General features: G+C 60.8%; 15 protein-coding genes. 11 read left to right on the top strand and 4 right to left on the bottom strand.

Annotated elements, in window-relative coordinates; all coding sequences use genetic code 11:
- Positions 1–52: 52 nt before the first annotated feature.
- Together RAK1035_RS02635 and RAK1035_RS02630 are read left to right on the top strand one after the other, a co-directional pair.
- Positions 53–865, top strand: coding sequence for a TIGR00282 family metallophosphoesterase (locus RAK1035_RS02635; RefSeq protein WP_008279357.1), 813 nt, complete (start codon positions 53–55; stop codon positions 863–865).
- A gap of 152 nt (positions 866–1,017) precedes the next feature.
- Positions 1,018–2,790, top strand: a complete 1,773-nt coding sequence (locus RAK1035_RS02630) for an SLC13 family permease (RefSeq protein WP_008279356.1) — start codon at positions 1,018–1,020, stop codon at positions 2,788–2,790.
- Between the two features lie 3 nt (positions 2,791–2,793).
- Here RAK1035_RS02630 and bchJ read toward each other — a convergent pair whose 3' ends face one another.
- Both bchJ and bchE read right to left on the bottom strand, forming a co-directional pair.
- A complete protein-coding gene (gene bchJ, locus RAK1035_RS02625) occupies positions 2,794–3,390 on the bottom strand; it encodes a bacteriochlorophyll 4-vinyl reductase (RefSeq protein WP_008279355.1) in 597 nt (198 codons plus the stop codon).
- Positions 3,383–5,044 carry a magnesium-protoporphyrin IX monomethyl ester anaerobic oxidative cyclase gene (gene bchE / locus RAK1035_RS02620; protein ID WP_008279354.1) on the bottom strand — a complete coding sequence of 554 codons (1,662 nt, stop codon included), beginning with the start codon at positions 5,042–5,044 and terminating at the stop codon, positions 3,383–3,385. Before bchE ends, bchJ begins: the two co-directional genes overlap by 8 nt.
- Positions 5,045–5,198: 154 nt before the next feature.
- On the opposite strand from bchE, the gene RAK1035_RS02615 reads away from it, so the two are divergent.
- Positions 5,199–5,939, top strand: coding sequence for a YebC/PmpR family DNA-binding transcriptional regulator (locus RAK1035_RS02615; RefSeq protein WP_008279353.1), 741 nt, complete (start codon positions 5,199–5,201; stop codon positions 5,937–5,939).
- 94 nt (positions 5,940–6,033) lie between these two features.
- On the opposite strand, the gene copM is transcribed toward RAK1035_RS02615, so the two are convergent.
- Together copM and uvrB are read right to left on the bottom strand one after the other, a co-directional pair.
- A complete protein-coding gene (gene copM, locus RAK1035_RS02610) occupies positions 6,034–6,405 on the bottom strand; it encodes a CopM family metallochaperone (RefSeq protein ID WP_008279352.1) in 372 nt (123 codons plus the stop codon).
- A gap of 257 nt (positions 6,406–6,662) precedes the next feature.
- Positions 6,663–8,861: an excinuclease ABC subunit UvrB gene (uvrB, locus tag RAK1035_RS02605; RefSeq protein WP_037296948.1), complete on the bottom strand. Its 2,199-nt coding sequence runs from the start codon at positions 8,859–8,861 to the stop codon at positions 6,663–6,665.
- 128 nt (positions 8,862–8,989) lie between these two features.
- Here uvrB and RAK1035_RS02600 point away from each other — a divergent pair, with 128 nt between their 5' ends.
- The 8 genes from RAK1035_RS02600 (at position 8,990) to RAK1035_RS02565 (ending at position 18,141) form a co-directional block, all read left to right on the top strand.
- On the top strand, positions 8,990–10,207 hold the full coding sequence (locus RAK1035_RS02600; protein WP_037296946.1) for a GTP-binding protein: 1,218 nt from the start codon (positions 8,990–8,992) through the stop codon (positions 10,205–10,207).
- An 18-nt stretch (positions 10,208–10,225) separates the two neighbouring features.
- The gene (locus tag RAK1035_RS02595; RefSeq protein ID WP_254683687.1) at positions 10,226–10,837 is read left to right on the top strand and encodes a DUF1826 domain-containing protein; all 612 of its coding nucleotides are present in this window, start codon (positions 10,226–10,228) and stop codon (positions 10,835–10,837) included.
- Entirely contained in the window at positions 10,827–11,117 is a 291-nt protein-coding gene (locus tag RAK1035_RS02590) for a DUF6525 family protein (protein WP_008279347.1), read from the top strand. The genes RAK1035_RS02595 and RAK1035_RS02590 overlap by 11 nt, the downstream gene beginning before the upstream one ends.
- Positions 11,118–11,435: 318 nt before the next feature.
- A complete protein-coding gene (gene acs, locus RAK1035_RS02585; protein ID WP_008279345.1) occupies positions 11,436–13,376 on the top strand; it encodes an acetate--CoA ligase in 1,941 nt (646 codons plus the stop codon).
- 13 nt (positions 13,377–13,389) lie between these two features.
- Complete coding sequence (locus RAK1035_RS02580) at positions 13,390–14,076, top strand: adenylate kinase (RefSeq protein WP_008279344.1); 687 nt, start codon at positions 13,390–13,392, stop codon at positions 14,074–14,076.
- Positions 14,077–14,144: 68 nt separating this feature from the next.
- Positions 14,145–14,405, top strand: coding sequence for a DUF4212 domain-containing protein (locus tag RAK1035_RS02575; protein WP_037296723.1), 261 nt, complete (start codon positions 14,145–14,147; stop codon positions 14,403–14,405).
- 15 nt (positions 14,406–14,420) lie between these two features.
- Positions 14,421–16,184 (top strand): sodium:solute symporter family protein, encoded by a 1,764-nt coding sequence (locus tag RAK1035_RS02570; RefSeq protein ID WP_008279342.1) that lies wholly within the window; start codon positions 14,421–14,423, stop codon positions 16,182–16,184.
- Between the two features lie 118 nt (positions 16,185–16,302).
- The gene (locus RAK1035_RS02565; protein ID WP_008279341.1) at positions 16,303–18,141 is read left to right on the top strand and encodes a DUF294 nucleotidyltransferase-like domain-containing protein; all 1,839 of its coding nucleotides are present in this window, start codon (positions 16,303–16,305) and stop codon (positions 18,139–18,141) included.
- The last annotated feature ends 1 nt before the right edge of the window (position 18,142 follow it).

The raw sequence follows: 18,142 nt of genomic DNA, 5'->3' as shown, positions 1-18,142 counted from the left end.
GGGCTGCATTGGCCCTTGCCCTTGGCGTGGCAGAGGCCTAACACAATGACCCATGAAAATACTATTTCTCGGTGATGTGATGGGGCGCGCGGGGCGTGCGGCGGTGGCGGAACGGCTGCCCAAGCTGCGTGACGCGTGGAAGCTCGATTTTGTGGTGGTCAATGGCGAGAATGCCTCGGGTGGGATGGGTTTGACGGCGGCACATGCCAAAGACCTGTTCGAAGCGGGGGCAGATTGCGTGACCTTGGGCGATCATGCCTTTGACCAAAAGGACATGATGCAAGCCGTCGAGCGTGAGGGCCGTTTGATCCGTCCGCTCAATTACGCCAAGGCGGCACCGGGGCGCGGACACCGTGTGTTTACCGATGGGCGCGGGCGCAAGGTGCTGGTGGCACAAGTTCTGGGTAATGTTTTCATGCGCCGCGCCTATGACGATCCATTTTCGGCAATTGACGCGATATTGCGGGTGCATCCCCTAGGGGGCGCGGTGCAGGCTGCGGTGGTCGATATGCATTGCGAGGCCACATCCGAGAAAATGGCGATGGGGCATTTCTGCGATGGCCGCGCAAGCCTTGTGGTGGGCACCCATACCCATATCCCTACGGCGGACGCGCAGATTTTACCCGGCGGCACCGCGTTTCAGGGCGATGCAGGCATGTGCGGCGATTACCTGAGTGTGATCGGCATGGATAAGGCCGAACCGATGCGCCGCTTTGTCACCGGGATGACCAAGGATCGGTTTACTCCTGCTATGGGCGCGGTCACGGTATCCGGCGTCTATATCGAAACCGACGACGCCACAGGCCGCGCTACGCGTATTGAAATGGTGCGCCAAGGCGGGCGATTGGAACAGTCTGGCCCCTGAGGTGGCGATAAATGGTACAAACCCGGCAACTGGTGGTTCGTGTTGTGCATCCTTTCCCTTCTTCCCGGCAATAGGACATATGGCGCTTGCCGCCCCTCGACGGATCGGGGAAACTTGCGCAGGGCCATGAAAGGTGCGTTTAAGTGATTGAGATGCTCGGCGTATCCCAGACCGGTCAGGCGTTGCTGACGCTGCTGGTTGTGGCGGCCATGTTCGTGCTTTTTGTGCGCGAAATATATCCGACTGAGGTTGTGGCGATTGCGGGCGTGGCGGTGTTGCTGGCCCTTGGTGTGCTGCCCTATGGCGCGGCGCTTGACGTCTTTTCCAACCCCGCGCCTTGGACCATTGCAGCGATGTTCATCGTCATGGGGGCCTTGGTGCGCACTGGCGCGCTGGATGCTTTTACCACGCTGGCCGACCAGCAGGCCAAGCATAACCCGCGCCTTGCGATTGCGATGCTGCTCATTTCGGTGGTGATCGGATCTGCCTTTATGAACAATACCCCGGTTGTCGTCGTGATGATCCCGGTATTCGTGCAACTGGCGCGCACGCTCAAGATTCCTGCCTCCAAGCTGCTGATTCCACTAAGTTATGCCGCGATCCTTGGGGGCACCACAACGCTGATTGGCACCTCGACCAATCTCTTGGTTGATGGCGTGGCCCGTTCGGCGGGCATGGCCCCATTCACAATCTTCGAGGTGACGCCGCTTGGGATTGTGCTGGTCATTTGGGGGGCGATCTATCTGCGCTTTTTCGGTCCCTTCCTTTTGCCCGCACGCGACAGCATGGCGGACTTGTTGTCGGACCGATCCAAGATGAAATTCTTTACAGAGGCGGTCATCCCCCCGGAAAGCAACCTGATAGGCCGTGACGTGACCGGTGTGCAGCTTTTCAAGCGGGAAGGTGTGCGGTTGATTGACGTGATCCGGGGGGATCAATCGCTGCGTCGTAATCTGGCAGATGTCACCCTGCAGGTCGGCGACCGGGTGGTTCTGCGCACGCAGATGACCGAGCTTTTGAGCCTGCAACGTAACAAGAGCCTCAAGCGGGTCGATCAGGTTTCGGCGGTGGAGACGACCACGGTTGAGGTGTTGATCACGCCCGGCTGCAAGATGGTGGGCCGTTCCTTGGGCGCGCTGCGGTTGCGGCGGCGGTACGGAGTCTATCCGCTGGCGGTGCATCGCCGTAACCAGAATATCGGGCGCCAACTGGATGAACTGGTGGTGCGTGTCGGCGATACCCTGCTGCTGGAGGGGGCGCCTGAGGATATTCAGCGCCTCTCGCGCGAGATGGAGATGGTGGATGTCTCGCACCCGTCGGCCCGGGCATTTCGGCGTGGGCATGCCCCGCTGGCGGTGCTGTCGCTCGCGGGCATCGTTGTGCTGGCAGCGCTTGGCGTTGCGCCCATTCTGGCCCTTGCGGTGATCGCGGTGGCCATGGTGCTTTTGGCGCGCTGCATTGACGCCGACGAGGCTTTTTCGTTTATTGATGGGCAGTTACTAGCGCTTATTTTTGCCATGCTGGCCATCGGCGCGGCGTTGCAGACCTCGGGCGCGGTCGAGTTGTTGGTGGGCGGCATTGCCCCCACACTGTCGGTTATGCCGGGGTTCTTGGTGGTCTGGGCGATTTACCTTTTGACCTCATTCCTCACGGAACTGATCAGCAACAATGCCGTGGCTGTGGTGGTCACGCCGATTGCAATCGGGTTGGCGGATGCCATGGGCATCGACGCGCGCCCTTTGGTGGTGGCAGTGATGGTGGCGGCAAGCGCGAGCTTTGCAACGCCAATCGGCTATCAGACCAACACGCTGGTCTATGGCCCCGGCGGGTATAAATTCACCGATTTCCTGCGGGTGGGCATTCCGCTCAACCTGAGCATCGGCCTTTTGGCCAGTGCGCTGATCCCGCTTCTCTGGCCACTCTGAGGGCTAATGCCGCCAGTCGATCTCGAACCGACAGGCGGAGGCCCCCGTAGCGCAGCACGTGGTTTCGATGGCCTGAGAACGTGGGTGAACGAGCCGGGAAAAAAGCCGCTCGAACACCGCGGCGTGCCAATGGCAAAGCGGGGCCGTTGCGTGTTCGCCCCGAATGATCGGATTGTCGGCGAGGGTAAAAACCACCGGCGGGCCGGACTTTGCGGCCAAAGTGCCCGTGCCGCAGAATGTCCAGCTATGGGCCAGGATTGCGCGGGTCAGAATAGGGGCCGCGACACGCGCAGGCAGGGCGCGCAGAAGGGTCTGGGCGGCGCGTGGGATGCGATGGGCGAGGATGTAATCGCCTGTGCCTTGACCAGCGGCGATGGCGATTTTTCGCGCATTTTCAGAGTGTTGCTGCCGCAGTGCGCCATGCAGCGCCGCAACGCGAGCCTCGTTGATCATGGCGTTTGAATCCGGCAGAGGATCAAATCCCAGAGGCGCAAAAAGGGTACGGCGGGCATCCGCCCCCACGATGCGGTCCATCGCGGGGGCCAGTTGCAGGACCGCATTTGGGCCGATGCGGGCCGTTATCTGACTGCCGTCAGGCATCCATCTGCTGCGTACTGCCGCCGCAGGCGCGGACTTCGGCCCCATTTGGCATCTTGAACCCTTCGTTGCGCTCGGACGCGCGGTCCTTCATCTGGGTGCGCACCGCTTCGCGGCGTTCCGCCGCGCGGGCGGCACGGTCGGCGCTGGCTTCCCAATCCTCCATCTGTGCCTCGGCGATGGTGCGGGTTTCGTCAAAGTCAAACGTGACCGAGTTCTTGGTCTGGGGCCCCCAATAGCCTGCCTTGCCCAGATCATAGAAGGTGCGGCTGACGCCAGCCTTGAGAAACGCCTTGAGACAGCCCAAGAGATAGCGCCGCCGATAGCCGGTGCCGCGCCATGGATAGTGAAATAGCGCCTTGCGCATGTAGAAGCGGCGATAGTTTTTCATCACTCCGTCAAGGAGTTCACCGCGCGTCATGGTGGCCGGTTTCATAATTGGTGTGACAAAGTTATATTTCGAGAAATCAAAGACTTCGACCTGATCTCGGAGTTCCTGAAAGAGCGGTGTAAAGGGCCAAGGCGTATACATTGCCCAGTTGGCCAGATCTGGTTGCCAGTCCCAGGCCATCTGAAAGGTTTCCTCCAGCGTTTCGGGGGTCTCATTGTCCAGACCGACGATGAACTGAGCTTCGGTAAAGATATCCGCCTCGCGCAGAAGTTGGATCGCCTCTTTGTTCTGGGCGACGGTGGTTTCCTTGTTGAACTGGTCGAGTTTGAGTTGCGCTGCCGCTTCGGTGCCAAGACTGACATGCACCAGCCCCGCTTTGCGGTAGAACTTCAGCAAGTCGCGGTCGCGGTAGATGTCTGTGACGCGCGTGTTGATGCCCCATTGCACGCGGCGTGGCAGGTCTCGGGCGATCAATTCCTCACAGAATTGCACAAATTTCTTTTTGTTTATCGTAGGTTCCTCGTCTGCGAGGATGAAGAAGCCGACACCGTGGTTGTTCACAAGGTTCTCGATCTCGTCCACCACTTTTTTCGGGTCGCGCACGCGGTAATCACGCCAGAATTTCCATTGGCTGCAGAAGGAACAGGTAAAAGGACAGCCGCGCGCCATGTTGGGGATGGCCACGCGCTTGCCCAAGGGGACGTAGATGTATTTCTCCCACTCCAAGAGCGACCAGTCTGGGTTGATCGCATCAAGGTCCTTGACGGTTGAGGCGGCGGGGGTGGCGGTGATCGTCTCACCGTCTAGATAGGCCAAGCCTTTGATTGATTTCCGTTTTCCAAGCCAGTGGCCAGAGTCTGCGGCGCGGATGAGGTTGAGGAATATTTCCTCGCCTTCGCCGCGCACGATCACATCGACCCAAGGGGCCTCGGACAGGACCTGTTTATACATGAAGGTCGCATGCACGCCGCCCAGAACCCGCAGCGCATCTGGCACCACCTCTTGTGCGAGTTTGAGGATGTTTTCCGCGACATAGATCGAGGGGGTGATTGCGGTGACCCCCACAACATCTGGGTTCAGATCCCTGAGACGGGCGCGCAGGCTGTCATCGTCAAGGTGGTTGGTCATGGCGTCGATGAATGTGACATCCGTATACCCTGCGTCGCGCAGGTGCCCCGCCAGATAAGCGACCCAAGCCGGTGGCCAACTGCCGGCGATTTCAGCCCCGCCGGAATGGTAATTGGGATGGATCAAGACGATGCGCATGGCGGGACTCCCTGTGTATCGTTTTAGGTTACAGTGTAATGTGTCTAACAAAATTGACATAAATCAAACCACACCACGGTGGGGCGGGGCGTTGCCCTGCGTGCGGCAAGCGTATAAAAGGCGGCAGATTCCCGGATATGCAGGAGAAGGCACTATGGCCGGCCATTCCAAATGGGCGAATATTCAACACCGCAAGGGGCGCCAAGACGCCGTGCGGGCGAAACTATTCTCCAAGTTTTCCAAAGAGATAACCGTTGCTGCCAAGATGGGCGATCCCGACCCGGACAAGAATCCGCGCCTGCGTCTGGCAATCAAGGAAGCCAAGGCGCAATCCATGCCCAAGGACAATATTGAGCGCGCCATCAAAAAGGCGATGGGGGGCGATGCCGAGGATTATGAAGAAATCCGCTATGAAGGGTACGGCCCCAATGGTGTGGCAATCATCGTCGAGGCGATGACCGACAACCGCAATCGCACCGCGTCGAACGTGCGTTCGACCTTTACCAAGAACGGCGGCAATCTGGGCGAGACCGGCAGCGTCGCGTTTATGTTCGAGCGCAAGGGTGAGGTGACCTATGCGGCGAGCGTGGGTGATGCCGATACGGTGATGATGGCCGCGCTGGAAGCTGGGGCAGAAGATGTGGAGTCGGGCGAGGATGGCCACACCATCTGGTGTGCGGATACCGATCTGAGCGAGGTAGCCTCGGGGCTGGAGGGGGCCTTGGGCGAGAGCACATCGACCAAGCTGGTGTGGAAACCCACCACCACGACCGAGATGGACCTTGAGAGCATGCAGAAGCTGATGAAGCTGATCGAGGCGCTGGAGGATGACGACGACGTGCAGCGCGTCACCACCAATTTCGAAGCCTCGGATGCGGTGATGGAACAGCTATAAAACGCGGGCGTGCGCGTAAGGTTTGTACGGTTCTTACAGGGATTTGGTACAAACCTTACGCGGCGCTTTGAGGGGGGCTGAAAGGCCCGCCAACTTAGTGGCCCAGTTCGGTGAGGCGTGCGCGCATCCAGGCGATCTCTGCCTCTTGTGCGGTGATCACATCCTCGGCCAATTTGCGCACCTCCGGGTCCTTGCCATGTTCGAGAACGATCCGCGCCATGGCGACTGCCCCCTCGTGATGCGGGATCATGCCGCGCAGGAAATCCACATCGGCGTCGCCGGTAAAGTCGATGTCCATCGCGCCATGCATGGCGGCGTTCGCCTCGATATAGGCTTGGGTCGAGGCGGGCAGGCCGTGGGTCGCATGCGCGGAGTGGTTGCTGTGGTCTGTGCCGTGACCATGGCTATCGGCGAGGGCCGGTGAAAGGGTGAAAGCCAGCAGAGCGGCAGTCAGGGGGATGCGCATCGGGTTTGTCCTATCTGTGGTGACTGAGGGAGAGATAGGAGCTTCCCCCTGCTGGAAGGCAAGAGAGGATGCGCGAAAAGGTGAGTGCGGGGTGTTAAGCAGGTAGGGTGCGCCTTCATTGCGCACCGGGTTGATTGGGGAGTGGTTGGTTGGTGCGCAATGAATGCGCACCCTACGGGCGCTGGAGGATGAGGCGTTCGTGTAGCCAGACCTCGGGCGAGAGGGGGAAGGCCGCAGGTGCGCAATGACTGCGCACCCTACCGCCCTCGCCGCTTTACATTCCCCCCGCGCTGCCCTGGGCGGCCCGCTGTTGAGCGGCCGCGCCCTTTGACGGCTTCGGCGCTTGCGGCTTCGACGGCGGATTGACGGGCCAGAGGGTCGTCGGAGATTGCCAGATCCACAGCCTCTAGGCGCTTGACCTCGTCGCGAAGGCGGGCGGCTTCTTCGAACTCCAGATTCTCGGCAGCTTTGCGCATATCCGCGCGCAGGCCATCGAGCACGGCTGCGAGGTTTGCCCCGGCCAAGGGTTTGTCGACCTGCGCCGTGACGCGGGCCATGTCCACGTCGCCCTTGTAAAGCCCGGCGAGAATATCCTCGACATTCTTGCGCACTGTGGCGGGGGTGATGCCATGCGCCTCGTTATAGGCGATCTGTTTATCGCGGCGGCGGTTGGTCTCGCCCAACGCGCGCTCCATCGAGCCGGTGATGCGGTCGGCATACATGATGACGCGGCCTTCGGCGTTGCGGGCGGCACGGCCGATGGTCTGGATCAGCGAGGTTTCGGACCGCAGGAAGCCTTCTTTGTCGGCATCGAGAATGGCGACAAGGCCACATTCGGGAATGTCCAAGCCTTCGCGCAAAAGGTTGATGCCAATGAGCACGTCAAACGCGCCCAAGCGCAGGTCGCGCAGAATCTCGATCCGCTCGATCGTGTCGATATCAGAGTGCATGTAGCGCACGCGGATGCCCTGTTCGTGCATGTATTCGGTCAGATCCTCGGCCATACGCTTGGTCAGGGTGGTGACGAGCACCCTGTAGCCATCGGCGGCGACGCGGCGCACCTCGTCCAAAAGGTCATCGACCTGGGTTTCGACAGGGCGAATTTCGACCTGAGGATCAAGCAGCCCGGTGGGGCGGATCACCTGTTCGGTAAAGACGCCGCCGGTCTGTTCCATTTCCCATGCCGCCGGTGTGGCGGAGACAAAGACCGATTGCGGGCGCATGGCATCCCATTCCTCGAATTTGAGGGGGCGGTTGTCCATACAAGAGGGCAGGCGAAAGCCGTGTTCGGCCAGCGTGAATTTGCGCCGGTAGTCGCCTTTATACATGCCGCCGATCTGGGGCACCGAGACGTGGGATTCATCGGCAAAGACGATGGCCGTGTCTGGGATGAATTCAAAGAGGGTGGGGGGCGGTTCGCCGGGGGCGCGGCCCGTGAGGTAGCGGGAATAATTCTCGATCCCGTTGCAGACGCCGGTGGCCTCGAGCATTTCAAGGTCGAAGTTGGTGCGTTGCTCCAACCGCTGCGCCTCGAGCAGCTTGCCTTCGTTGACCAACTGATCAAGGCGCATGCGCAATTCGCGTTTGATGCCGATGATGGCCTGTTGCATCGTGGGCTTGGGCGTCACGTAATGCGAATTGGCGTAGATGCGGATTTTGTCGAATGTGTCGGTTTTCTCGCCAGTGAGGGGATCGAATTCGGTAATCGCCTCAAGCTCTTCGCCAAAGAACGACAGCCGCCACGCGCGATCCTCAAGGTGGGCGGGAAAGATTTCAACGCTATCGCCGCGCACCCGGAAAGAGCCGCGTTGGAACGCCTGATCGTTGCGGCGGTATTGCTGGGCGACGAGATCGGCCATGATGGCGCGCTGGTCGTATTGCGCGCCGACGGTCAGGTCTTGGGTCATGGCGCCATAGGTCTCGACCGAGCCGATACCGTAGATGCAGGAGACCGAGGCCACGATGATCACATCGTCGCGTTCCAGAAGGGCGCGGGTGGCGGAGTGGCGCATCCGGTCGATCTGTTCGTTAATCTGGGATTCTTTCTCGATATAGGTGTCGGAGCGGGCAACATAGGCCTCGGGCTGGTAGTAGTCATAGTAGCTGACAAAATACTCGACCGCGTTTTCGGGGAAAAATCCTTTGAATTCCCCGTATAGTTGTGCGGCAAGTGTTTTGTTCGGGGCCAGGATGATTGCGGGGCGCTGTGTTGCCTCGATGATTTTCGCCATGGTAAAGGTCTTGCCGGTGCCGGTGGCCCCCAAGAGCACCTGATTGCGCTCGCCTTCATTGAGACCTTGGGACAGTTCGGCAATGGCGGTGGGCTGATCGCCCGCCGGTTCAAAATCCGAGGCCAGCAGGAAGCGCTTGCCGCCTTCGAGCTTGGGGCGGGATTTCACATCCGGCGCGGGATGGCTGAGCACGGCTGGGGTCTTGTCGGAATGGGCATAGGGCATGGGGCGCTCCTTGGGCTCGATGTCCACATTTGTTCTCTTTGGCGTTGGGTTCAAGCCCCAAAGCGGGTTGTGTTCGGGGGGATTGGTGATGTAATGATATAACATTATAAATGCAAATGGAGATGCCGATGCAACCCCGCGACCTGCGCTTGCCCGTGACCGTGCTTTCCGGATTTCTGGGGGCGGGCAAAACCACGCTTTTGAATGCGGTGCTGAATAACCGCGACGGCCGCCGGGTGGCGGTGATCGTCAATGACATGTCGGAGGTGAATATTGATGCCGACCTTGTGCGAGAGGGTGGTGCAAACCTCAGCCATACGGATGAGGCGCTGGTCGAGATGTCGAACGGTTGCATCTGCTGCACACTGCGCGACGATTTGCTCAAGGAAGTGCGCAAACTGGCAGGTGAGGGGCGGTTTGACTATCTGTTGATCGAATCGACTGGGGTGTCAGAGCCGTTGCCGGTGGCGACCACGTTCGAATTTCGCGACGAGGCGGGCGAGAGCCTTTCGGATGTGGCGCGGTTGGACACGTTGGTTACGGTGGTGGATGCCGTGAACCTGCTCGAGAATTATTCCAGCCATGATTTCCTGTCGGATCGGGGCGAGGTGGCCGGCGAGGGCGACACGAGGACGCTGGTTGATCTGCTGGTTGATCAGATCGAGTTTGCCGATGTGATCGTTCTCAACAAGGTCAGTGATGCCGGGCCCGCGCGGCGCGATGCGGCCCGCAGTATCATCGTGGCGCTCAACCCGGATGCGCAGATCATCGAGACGGATTATGCGCAGGTCGATCCGGCGCGGATTTTTGACACAGGGTTGTTTGATTTTGCGACGGCGCATGATCATCCGCTTTGGGCCAAAGAGCTTTATGGCTTTGCCGAGCATGTGCCCGAGACTGAGGAATATGGTGTTACTTCCTTTGTCTACCGGGCGCGGCGTCCGTTTGATCCGGCAGCCGTGCATGCGGTTCTGAATGGGCCGTTGCCGGGTGTGATCCGGGCCAAGGGGCATTTCTGGGTGGCGACGCGGCCCGAGTGGGTGGCGGAATTCAGCCTTGCAGGGGCCTTGAGCAAGGTGGGACCGCTGGGCACCTGGTGGGCGTCGGTGCCCGAAGAGCGCTGGCCCACGCATCCGCAGGCGCGGGACTATGTGATGCGGCATTGGGCGGCGCCCTATGGTGATCGGCGACAGGAGTTGGTGTTTATCGGCGCGGGCATGGACCAAGCGGCAATTACGGCAGCCTTGGATGCGGCGCTGGTTGGCAGCGAGACAGTCTTTGATCCGCTGGTGTTTCGCGGCTTGCCTGATCCCTTCCCGGTGTGGCGGCGGTCTGAGGCGGCGTGAGCGATGCGGGACCATGGCATGACGCTGGCCACCGGCGTGGCGCGGGGGGATAGCCCCGGTATCCTGCATCAGGTGACGAGGGCGGGACAAGCGGCGGCGATCTGGACGCGGCAGAGAGAGGCCGGGCTTGCCGAGTGGATCGACGGTGTGGCGGTGGAAAACTTGCCGCAGGCCCGATGCTATTGCACGGCGCAGCGTGCGCGTGCGGTGGCGCAGGCGGCCTGTGAGGGCGCAGGTTTGCCCATCGGGCGGGCGCATGAGGTGTTGTGTGATGACATCGGCGCGCTGGCTGTCCTGTTTGGGCAGGTCATGGGGCGGAGCGCCTTGCATCTGCGGTTAGAGGTGGTGCGCGACGATGCCTGCCGCAAGTTTCATATGGATCAGGTTCCGGCGCGGCTGCTGTGCAGCTATCGCGGGGCAGGCACGGAATACGGGTTGATGCGGGCGCAGGGCGATCCGCAACCTGTGTGTCGAATGGCAACCGGGGATGTGGGCATTTTTCGCGGCGCGCTGTGGTCCGGGGACGAAATGAGCGGTGTGGTGCATCGCTCGCCGCCGATTGCCGGTTTTGGTGCGGCGCGGCTTTTGTTGGTGTTGGACGTGTTGGGGGCGGCGCAGCATGGCCGGTAACCTGCGCAGCCCCGCCATGCGCCGTCGGCGCGCCCATGGTCTGACCGAGTATGACCGCTTGCCGGGGCCGCTGCGCCGCTGGGTGGCACAGGCGGCGCTGCCGTGGTCGGCGCGGTCGGTGCGCGCGGTTTGGGCGCGGGCGTTGCGGGCGGCGGGGGGATGCGAGGCGGCGGCGCTGGCGCGTCTGAACCGGATCGAAGCGCGCGCGCTGGAGCGCGAGGCCTCTGTAGTTTGGGGGATGGGATATCCCACGCCAGACCTTACAGGTGACGAATCGTAGAGGGATTGTGACGCTGCGTCATACGATTCGGGCGCGGGGCATAGTGCCGCACCCACTGGGCACGCGTGGGTTTTGGAAGTGGGCCTGTCGCAATTTTGAGCACATGAGTCGTTTCAGGGCGGGCAAAAGACCAGCAAAACAGCAGTGGAAAATTTATTTACAAAGTTGTGCCCCGATTAATGCAAGAAATTCACTGATCTTATGGGCGTTTGTCAGGATTTTGTTAATTTCTGCGCAATTTCGGCTAGGGTATGCGAAGGAATGCGGCAGAGCCTGTCACGAGGAGCAGGTGGCCGTTGGGATGGAGGATTTCAAGTCATGAGCGACGCAAACGCAACCGCAGGTGCAAAAAAAGCCGGATTTCACATTGATCAGGCCAAGTATGAGCGGATGTATGCCGATTCGATCAGTAACCCCGAAGCGTTTTGGGGGGAGCATGGCAAGCGGCTGGACTGGATCAAGCCCTATACCAAGGTCAAGAACACCTCGTTTGCGTATGACAATGTGTCGATCAAATGGTTTGAAGATGGCACGCTGAACGTGTCGGCCAATTGCATCGACCGGCATTTGGCAACACGCGGCGATCAGACGGCGATCATCTGGGAAGCGGATGATCCCAACGAGACGCCGCAGCACATCAGCTATAAGGAACTGCACGCGCAGACCTGCAAGATGGCCAATGTGCTCAAGGCGATGGGCGTGGGCAAAGGTGACCGCGTCGTAATCTATATGCCGATGATCCCCGAGGCCGCCTATGCGATGCTGGCCTGTGCGCGGATCGGGGCAATTCATTCGATCGTTTTCGCGGGCTTCAGCCCGGACGCGCTGGGCGCGCGGATCAATGGCTGCGATGCCAAGGTGGTGATCACCGCCGACCATGCGCCGCGTGGTGGCCGCAAGACCAAGCTCAAGGATAACGTCAATCAGGCGCTGTTGCATGACACCTCGGATGTGAAGTGTCTTGTGGTGCAGCGCACCGGTGATCAGGTTGCATGGCGGCGTGATCTGGATTTCTGGTGGCATGAAGAGGCCGAGAAGGTCAGCGCCGATTGCCCGCCAGAGGAAATGAACGCAGAAGACCCCCTGTTCATTCTTTACACCTCGGGGTCGACCGGCATGCCCAAGGGCGTGGTGCATACGACGGGCGGCTATCTGACCTATGCGTCGATGACGCATGAGTATATTTTCGACTATCACGAGGGTGATATTTACTGGTGCACGGCCGATGTGGGCTGGGTCACAGGGCATAGCTATATCGTTTATGGCCCGCTGGCCAATGGGGCCACCACGCTGATGTTCGAGGGCGTGCCGACCTATCCGGATGCCGGGCGTTTCTGGCAGGTGTGCGAGCGCCACAAGGTGACACAGTTCTACACTGCCCCCACCGCCATTCGCGCGCTGATGGGCAAGGGCACCGGGCCGGTTGAAGGATCGGACCTGTCGAGCCTGCGCATTCTGGGGTCGGTCGGCGAGCCGATCAACCCTGAGGCGTGGAACTGGTACAATGAGAATGTGGGCAAGGGCAAATGCCCCATCGTGGATACGTGGTGGCAGACCGAGACCGGCGGCATTCTGATCACACCGCTGCCCGGTGTGATCGACACGCCCAAGCCCGGTTCGGCCACCAAGCCGTTCTTTGGCGTGAAGCCCGTTGTGCTGGACGATCAGGGCAACGAGTTGGACGGCGAGACCTCGGGTGTTCTGGCGCTCAAGGATAGCTGGCCGGGGCAGATGCGCACCGTCTGGGGCGATCATAGCCGGTTTGTCTCGACCTATTTCGAGATGTTCAAAGGCTATTATTTCTCGGGCGATGGGTGCCGCCGCGACGCGGATGGCGATTACTGGATTACGGGCCGGGTGGATGACGTGATCAACGTCTCTGGCCACCGGATGGGCACCGCCGAGGTGGAATCGGCGTTGGTCGCCCATGCCACGGTGAGCGAGGCCGCCGTTGTGGGCTATCCGCATGACATCAAGGGGCAGGGCATCTATTGCTATGTCACGCTGATGGATGGGGTTGAGGCGACCGAGGCGCTGCGCACGGAACTGGGCAACTGGGTGCGTCAGGAAATCGGGCCGATTGCCAAGCCGGATGTTATCCAATGGGCACCGGGCCTGCCGAAAACCCGTTCGGGCAAGATCATGCGCCGCATCCTGCGCAAGATCGCCGAGAACGACTTTGACAGCCTTGGGGACACCTCGACGCTGGCCGATCCGTCGGTTGTGGACGAGCTGATTGCCAATCGCACCAAAGCCTGAGAGGGGACTAGTGATGGACGGAAGCGACACGCCCCGTAACGCCGCCAATCTTGTTCTGCTTGGACCGCCGGGCGCGGGCAAGGGCACGCAAGCCCGGATGCTGGAGGAGCAATTCGGGCTGGTGCAACTGTCGACCGGCGACTTATTGCGCGCGGCTGTGGCGGCGGGCACCGAGGCGGGTCGTGCGGCCAAGGCAGTGATGGAGGCGGGGGATCTGGTGTCTGACGCAATCGTCATCGCCATTCTGCGCGACCGTCTGGCCGAGCCGGACTGTGCCAAGGGCGTGATCCTTGACGGGTTCCCGCGCACCACGGTGCAGGCCGAGGCCTTGGATGGTCTCTTGGCGGAAATCGGTCAGGGCATCCGGTCGGCGATCAGCCTAGAGGTGGATGACGCGGCGATGGTGACGCGGATTTCGGGCCGCTACACCTGTGGCGGTTGTGGTGAAGGCTATCACGACAGCTTTAAGATGCCGAACGTTGCCGGCATCTGTGACAAATGCGGTGGCACCGAGATGAAGCGGCGCGCCGATGACAATGCGGAAACGGTGGAACAGCGGCTGCGCGCCTATCATGCGCAGACCGCGCCGTTGATTTCCTATTATGAATCGCGCGGCGTTCTGGCCCGCGTCGATGCGATGGCCGAGATCGAGGCCGTTGCAAGAGAGCTGAACGCCATCGTCGCCAAGGCGGTTGCGTAAAGGAGTGCCCGTGCCGGGATGGTCCCGGCGCGGTCTGGAGGAAGCCGTTATAAAAGGGAGGGCACGCTTTGTCCGATCAAGAAAGAGCGAACGCTTATTGGAAGGCCAATCTGCGTCTTATCACATGGAGCCTCGTGGTCTGGTTCTTTGCCTCGTTTGGCTTTGGCATTTTGCTGCGGCCCATGCTCTCGGGGATCGCCATTGGCGGCACCGATCTTGGGTTCTGGTTCGCGCAGCAAGGGTCGATCATCGTCTTTCTGATTTTGATCTTCTTCTACGCCTGGCGGATGAACAAACTCGATGCCGAACATGGCGTCGGTGAAGAATAAGTAGGGGGAGGGACAATGGATCAAACAACACTCAATATCATCGTCGTTGGCCTCAGCTTCGTGCTTTACTTCGGTATCGCGATCTGGGCCAAGGCGGGATCTACGGCTGAATTCTATGCTGCGGGACGCGGCGTGAATCCGGTCGTCAACGGGATGGCAACGGCGGCGGACTGGATGTCGGCGGCCTCGTTCATCTCGATGGCGGGTCTCATCGCCTTTGTCGGCTACAACAACTCGACCTTCCTGATGGGCTGGACGGGTGGTTACGTGCTGATGGCCATGCTGCTTGCGCCCTATCTGCGCAAGTTCGGCAAATACACGGTGCCCGAGTTCGTGGGCGACCGGTTTTACAGCAACAAGGCCCGCGTTGTGGCCGTTATCGCCCTGATCACCATGTCGGTGACCTATGTGATCGGTCAGATGGCGGGTGCCGGTGTGGCCTTCTCGCGTTTCCTTGAGGTGGACAACACCACTGGCCTTTTGATCGCGTCGGCTGTGGTTTTCGTTTACGCCGTTCTGGGCGGGATGAAGGGCATCACCTATACGCAGGTGGCACAGTATTGCGTTTTGATCGTCGCCTATACGATTCCGGCGATCTTTATCTCGCTGCAGCTGACCGGCCATGTTTTGCCGCAGTTGGGCCTGTTTGGTGAGCATACGGCGTCGGGTCAGTATCTGCTGGTGACGCTGGACGGCCTGCTGAACGATCTGGGCTTTAATCAGTATACGTCGGGGTCCAGCCCGTGGCTGATGGCGCTGTTCACCTTGTCGCTGATGATCGGCACCGCCGGTCTGCCGCATGTGATCATCCGCTTCTTCACCGTTCCCAAAGTGTCTGATGCACGTTGGTCGGCTGGTTGGGCGCTGGTCTTTATCGCGTTGCTCTATCTCACCGCTCCGGCTGTGGGTGCGATGGCGCGTCTGAACATCATGACCACCATGTGGCCGCAGGGTGTGCAGGGCGAAGCTGTGGCTGTGGACGAACTTCCCGATTGGTTCCGGACCTGGTCTGCCACTGGCCTCTTGGCTGTGGAAGACAAGAACGGCGACGGCAAGATCCAATACTACAACGAAAAGAGCGAAGCGATGACTGCGCTGGCGGCCGAGCGTGGCTGGCAGGGCAACGAGCTTGTCACCTTCAATCAGGACATTCTGGTGCTTGCAAACCCGGAAATTGCGGGTCTGCCGGGTTGGGTTATTGCACTTATCGCCGCAGGCGGTATCGCGGCAGCCCTCTCGACGGCGGCGGGTCTGCTCTTGGCCATCTCTTCGGCGGTGAGCCACGACCTGATCAAATCGACGATCAATCCCGGCATCTCGGAAAAAGGCGAGCTTTTGGCAGCCCGTATTTCGATGGCGGCGGCGATCGTGGTGGCAACCTATCTGGGCCTTAACCCTCCGGGCTTTGCGGCTCAGGTTGTGGCCTTGGCGTTCGGTTTGGCGGCGGCGTCGCTCTTCCCGACACTGATGATGGGCATCTTCTCGAAGCGGATGAACTCTGCTGGTGCAACCGCTGGCATGCTGGCCGGTCTGCTCTCGACCACGCTCTACCTGTTCCTCTTCCTGGGTTGGTTCTTTATCCCCGGCACGAACATGTTGACCCCGGATCAATACCTGTTCGGTATTCCGCCGACCCACTTTGGGCCGATTGGTGCGCTGCTGAACTTTGGTGTTGCGTTCATCGTGGCAAGCATGACGGCAGAACCGCCGCAGGAAATTCAGGACCTGGTCGAAAGCGTGCGTATTCCGCGCGGTGCCGGCACGGCCGTGAACCACTAAGCAAGCAATGGACAGGGGCGGCGCGTGCCGCCCCTTTTCCCTCTGCCGCCCGCCGATATTTCCGGAAACCGGGTGCTTTTAGGTGATTTCCCACCATATCCGATGAGAGCCGCGCCCGATGAGCGACGTCAAACCCGATCCCATTGACAGCCTGACACGCCATGCGCCGTTTTCCGGCTTGCCGCATGTGTTGCGCAGTGCGTTGGCCCCCAAGCTGGCACGGGTGGTTCTGGAGCAGGGTGTTGTGCTTTTTGAGAAAGGCGCGCCGCTGGCGGGGCTTTACGTGGTCGAGACAGGCGGGCTCGATATCGAGACGGGTCATGCCGATCTGGTGTCGCATCGCGGGCCGGGCGACATCATGGGCGAGCGCGGCCTTTTGCGCGATGGCAATGCGCTGCTGACGGCACGGGCGGCGGAACCCTCGGAGTTGGTCGTCGTGCCGCGCGAGGCGTTTCTGGACCTGATGGAGCAGTCGGATGAGATCGCACGCTGGTTCGCGCGGGCACGGCCCACAGCGCAGGGCGATGACGGCCCCTATGCCACGGGTCTGACGGCGCTACAGGTGTCGGATCTGATGACCGCGACCCCGATCACCTGCACCCCCGACGCCACGGTCAAGGATGTGGCGCGGCTGATGCGGGACAATGTGATTTCGTCGGTCGTGGTGATGGAGGGCGCGCGTCTGGCGGGCATTATCACCGTGCGCGATCTGGCCAATAAGGTGCTGGCCGAAGGGCTGGGCGGTGACATCCGCGTGGCGCAGGTGATGACGCCGGACCCGGTGACGATTGAGCCGGGGCGTTTGGGCCTTGATGCGTTGATGCTGTTGTCGGAACTCAAGGTCAATCACCTGCCAGTGGCGCAGGGTGGGCGAGTTCTGGGCATGATCGGCAAAACCGATTTGTTCCGCCAGCAGGCCGCAACAGCAAGCCATATGGTCGCCGATATTGCCAGCGCTGACACAGCCGAAGACATGGCGCATGTCATGGAGCGGGTGCCAATGCTGTTGGTACAACTGGTACAGGCCGGGGTGCGGCCACAGTCGATCACGCGGCGGATTACCGATATCACCGATGCGATCACCCGGCGTTTGCTGAGGCTGGCAGAGCAGCAGCTTGGCCCGGCCCCGGTGCCCTACCTTTGGGCGGCCTGCGGCAGTCAGGGGCGGCGCGAGCAGACGGGGGTGAGTGATCAGGACAATTGCCTGATCATCGACGACAGTGTCCTGCCCGAGCATGATGCCTATTTCGCCGCGCTGGCCAAATATGTCAGCGACGGGCTGAACACCTGCGGATTTTTCTATTGCCCCGGCGATATGATGGCGACCAATCCGCGCTGGCGGCAGCCGCGCCGGGTTTGGCGGAGCTATTTCGCACGCTGGATCGCGCAGCCGGATACAGAAGCGCAGATGCTGGCCTCGGTCATGTTCGACCTGCGGGCGATTGCGGGAGAGAATGCGCTGTTTGACGATTTGCAGGCCGAAGTGCTGGCAAGTGCGCGCAAGAATTCGATCTTTGTCGCGCATATGGTGTCTAATTCGCTGAAGCATACGGTGCCCTTGGGCCTTTTGCGCGGATTTGCCCTGATCCGGTCGGGTGAGCATAAGAACACGATTGACCTTAAGCATTCGGGCGTGGTGCCGGTGGTTGATCTGGGGCGGATTTACGCGCTCTTGGGATCGCTTGAGGTGGCGGGCACGCGCGAGCGGATCACGGGGGCACGGGCGGGGGCAGTGATTTCCGAGAGCGGTGCGCGCGATTTGCTGGATGCCTATGACCTGATCGCGGAAACGCGGTTGCGGCATCAGGCGGCGCGCATCCGCGCGGGGCGCAGCCCGGACAATTTCATGGCCCCCGCCGATCTATCGGACCTTGAGCGCAATCACTTGCGAGATGCGTTCATGGTGGTCAAGACCATGCAATCGGCCATTGCACAATCCAGAGGAGCACCGGGATAAC

The organism is Roseovarius sp. AK1035 (assembly GCF_003288315.1).
Classification (GTDB): Bacteria; Pseudomonadota; Alphaproteobacteria; order Rhodobacterales; family Rhodobacteraceae; genus Roseovarius; species Roseovarius mucosus_A.
The sequence above is the reverse complement of the archived record's forward strand: the minus strand, read 5'-3'. Positions and strand labels throughout refer to the sequence as shown.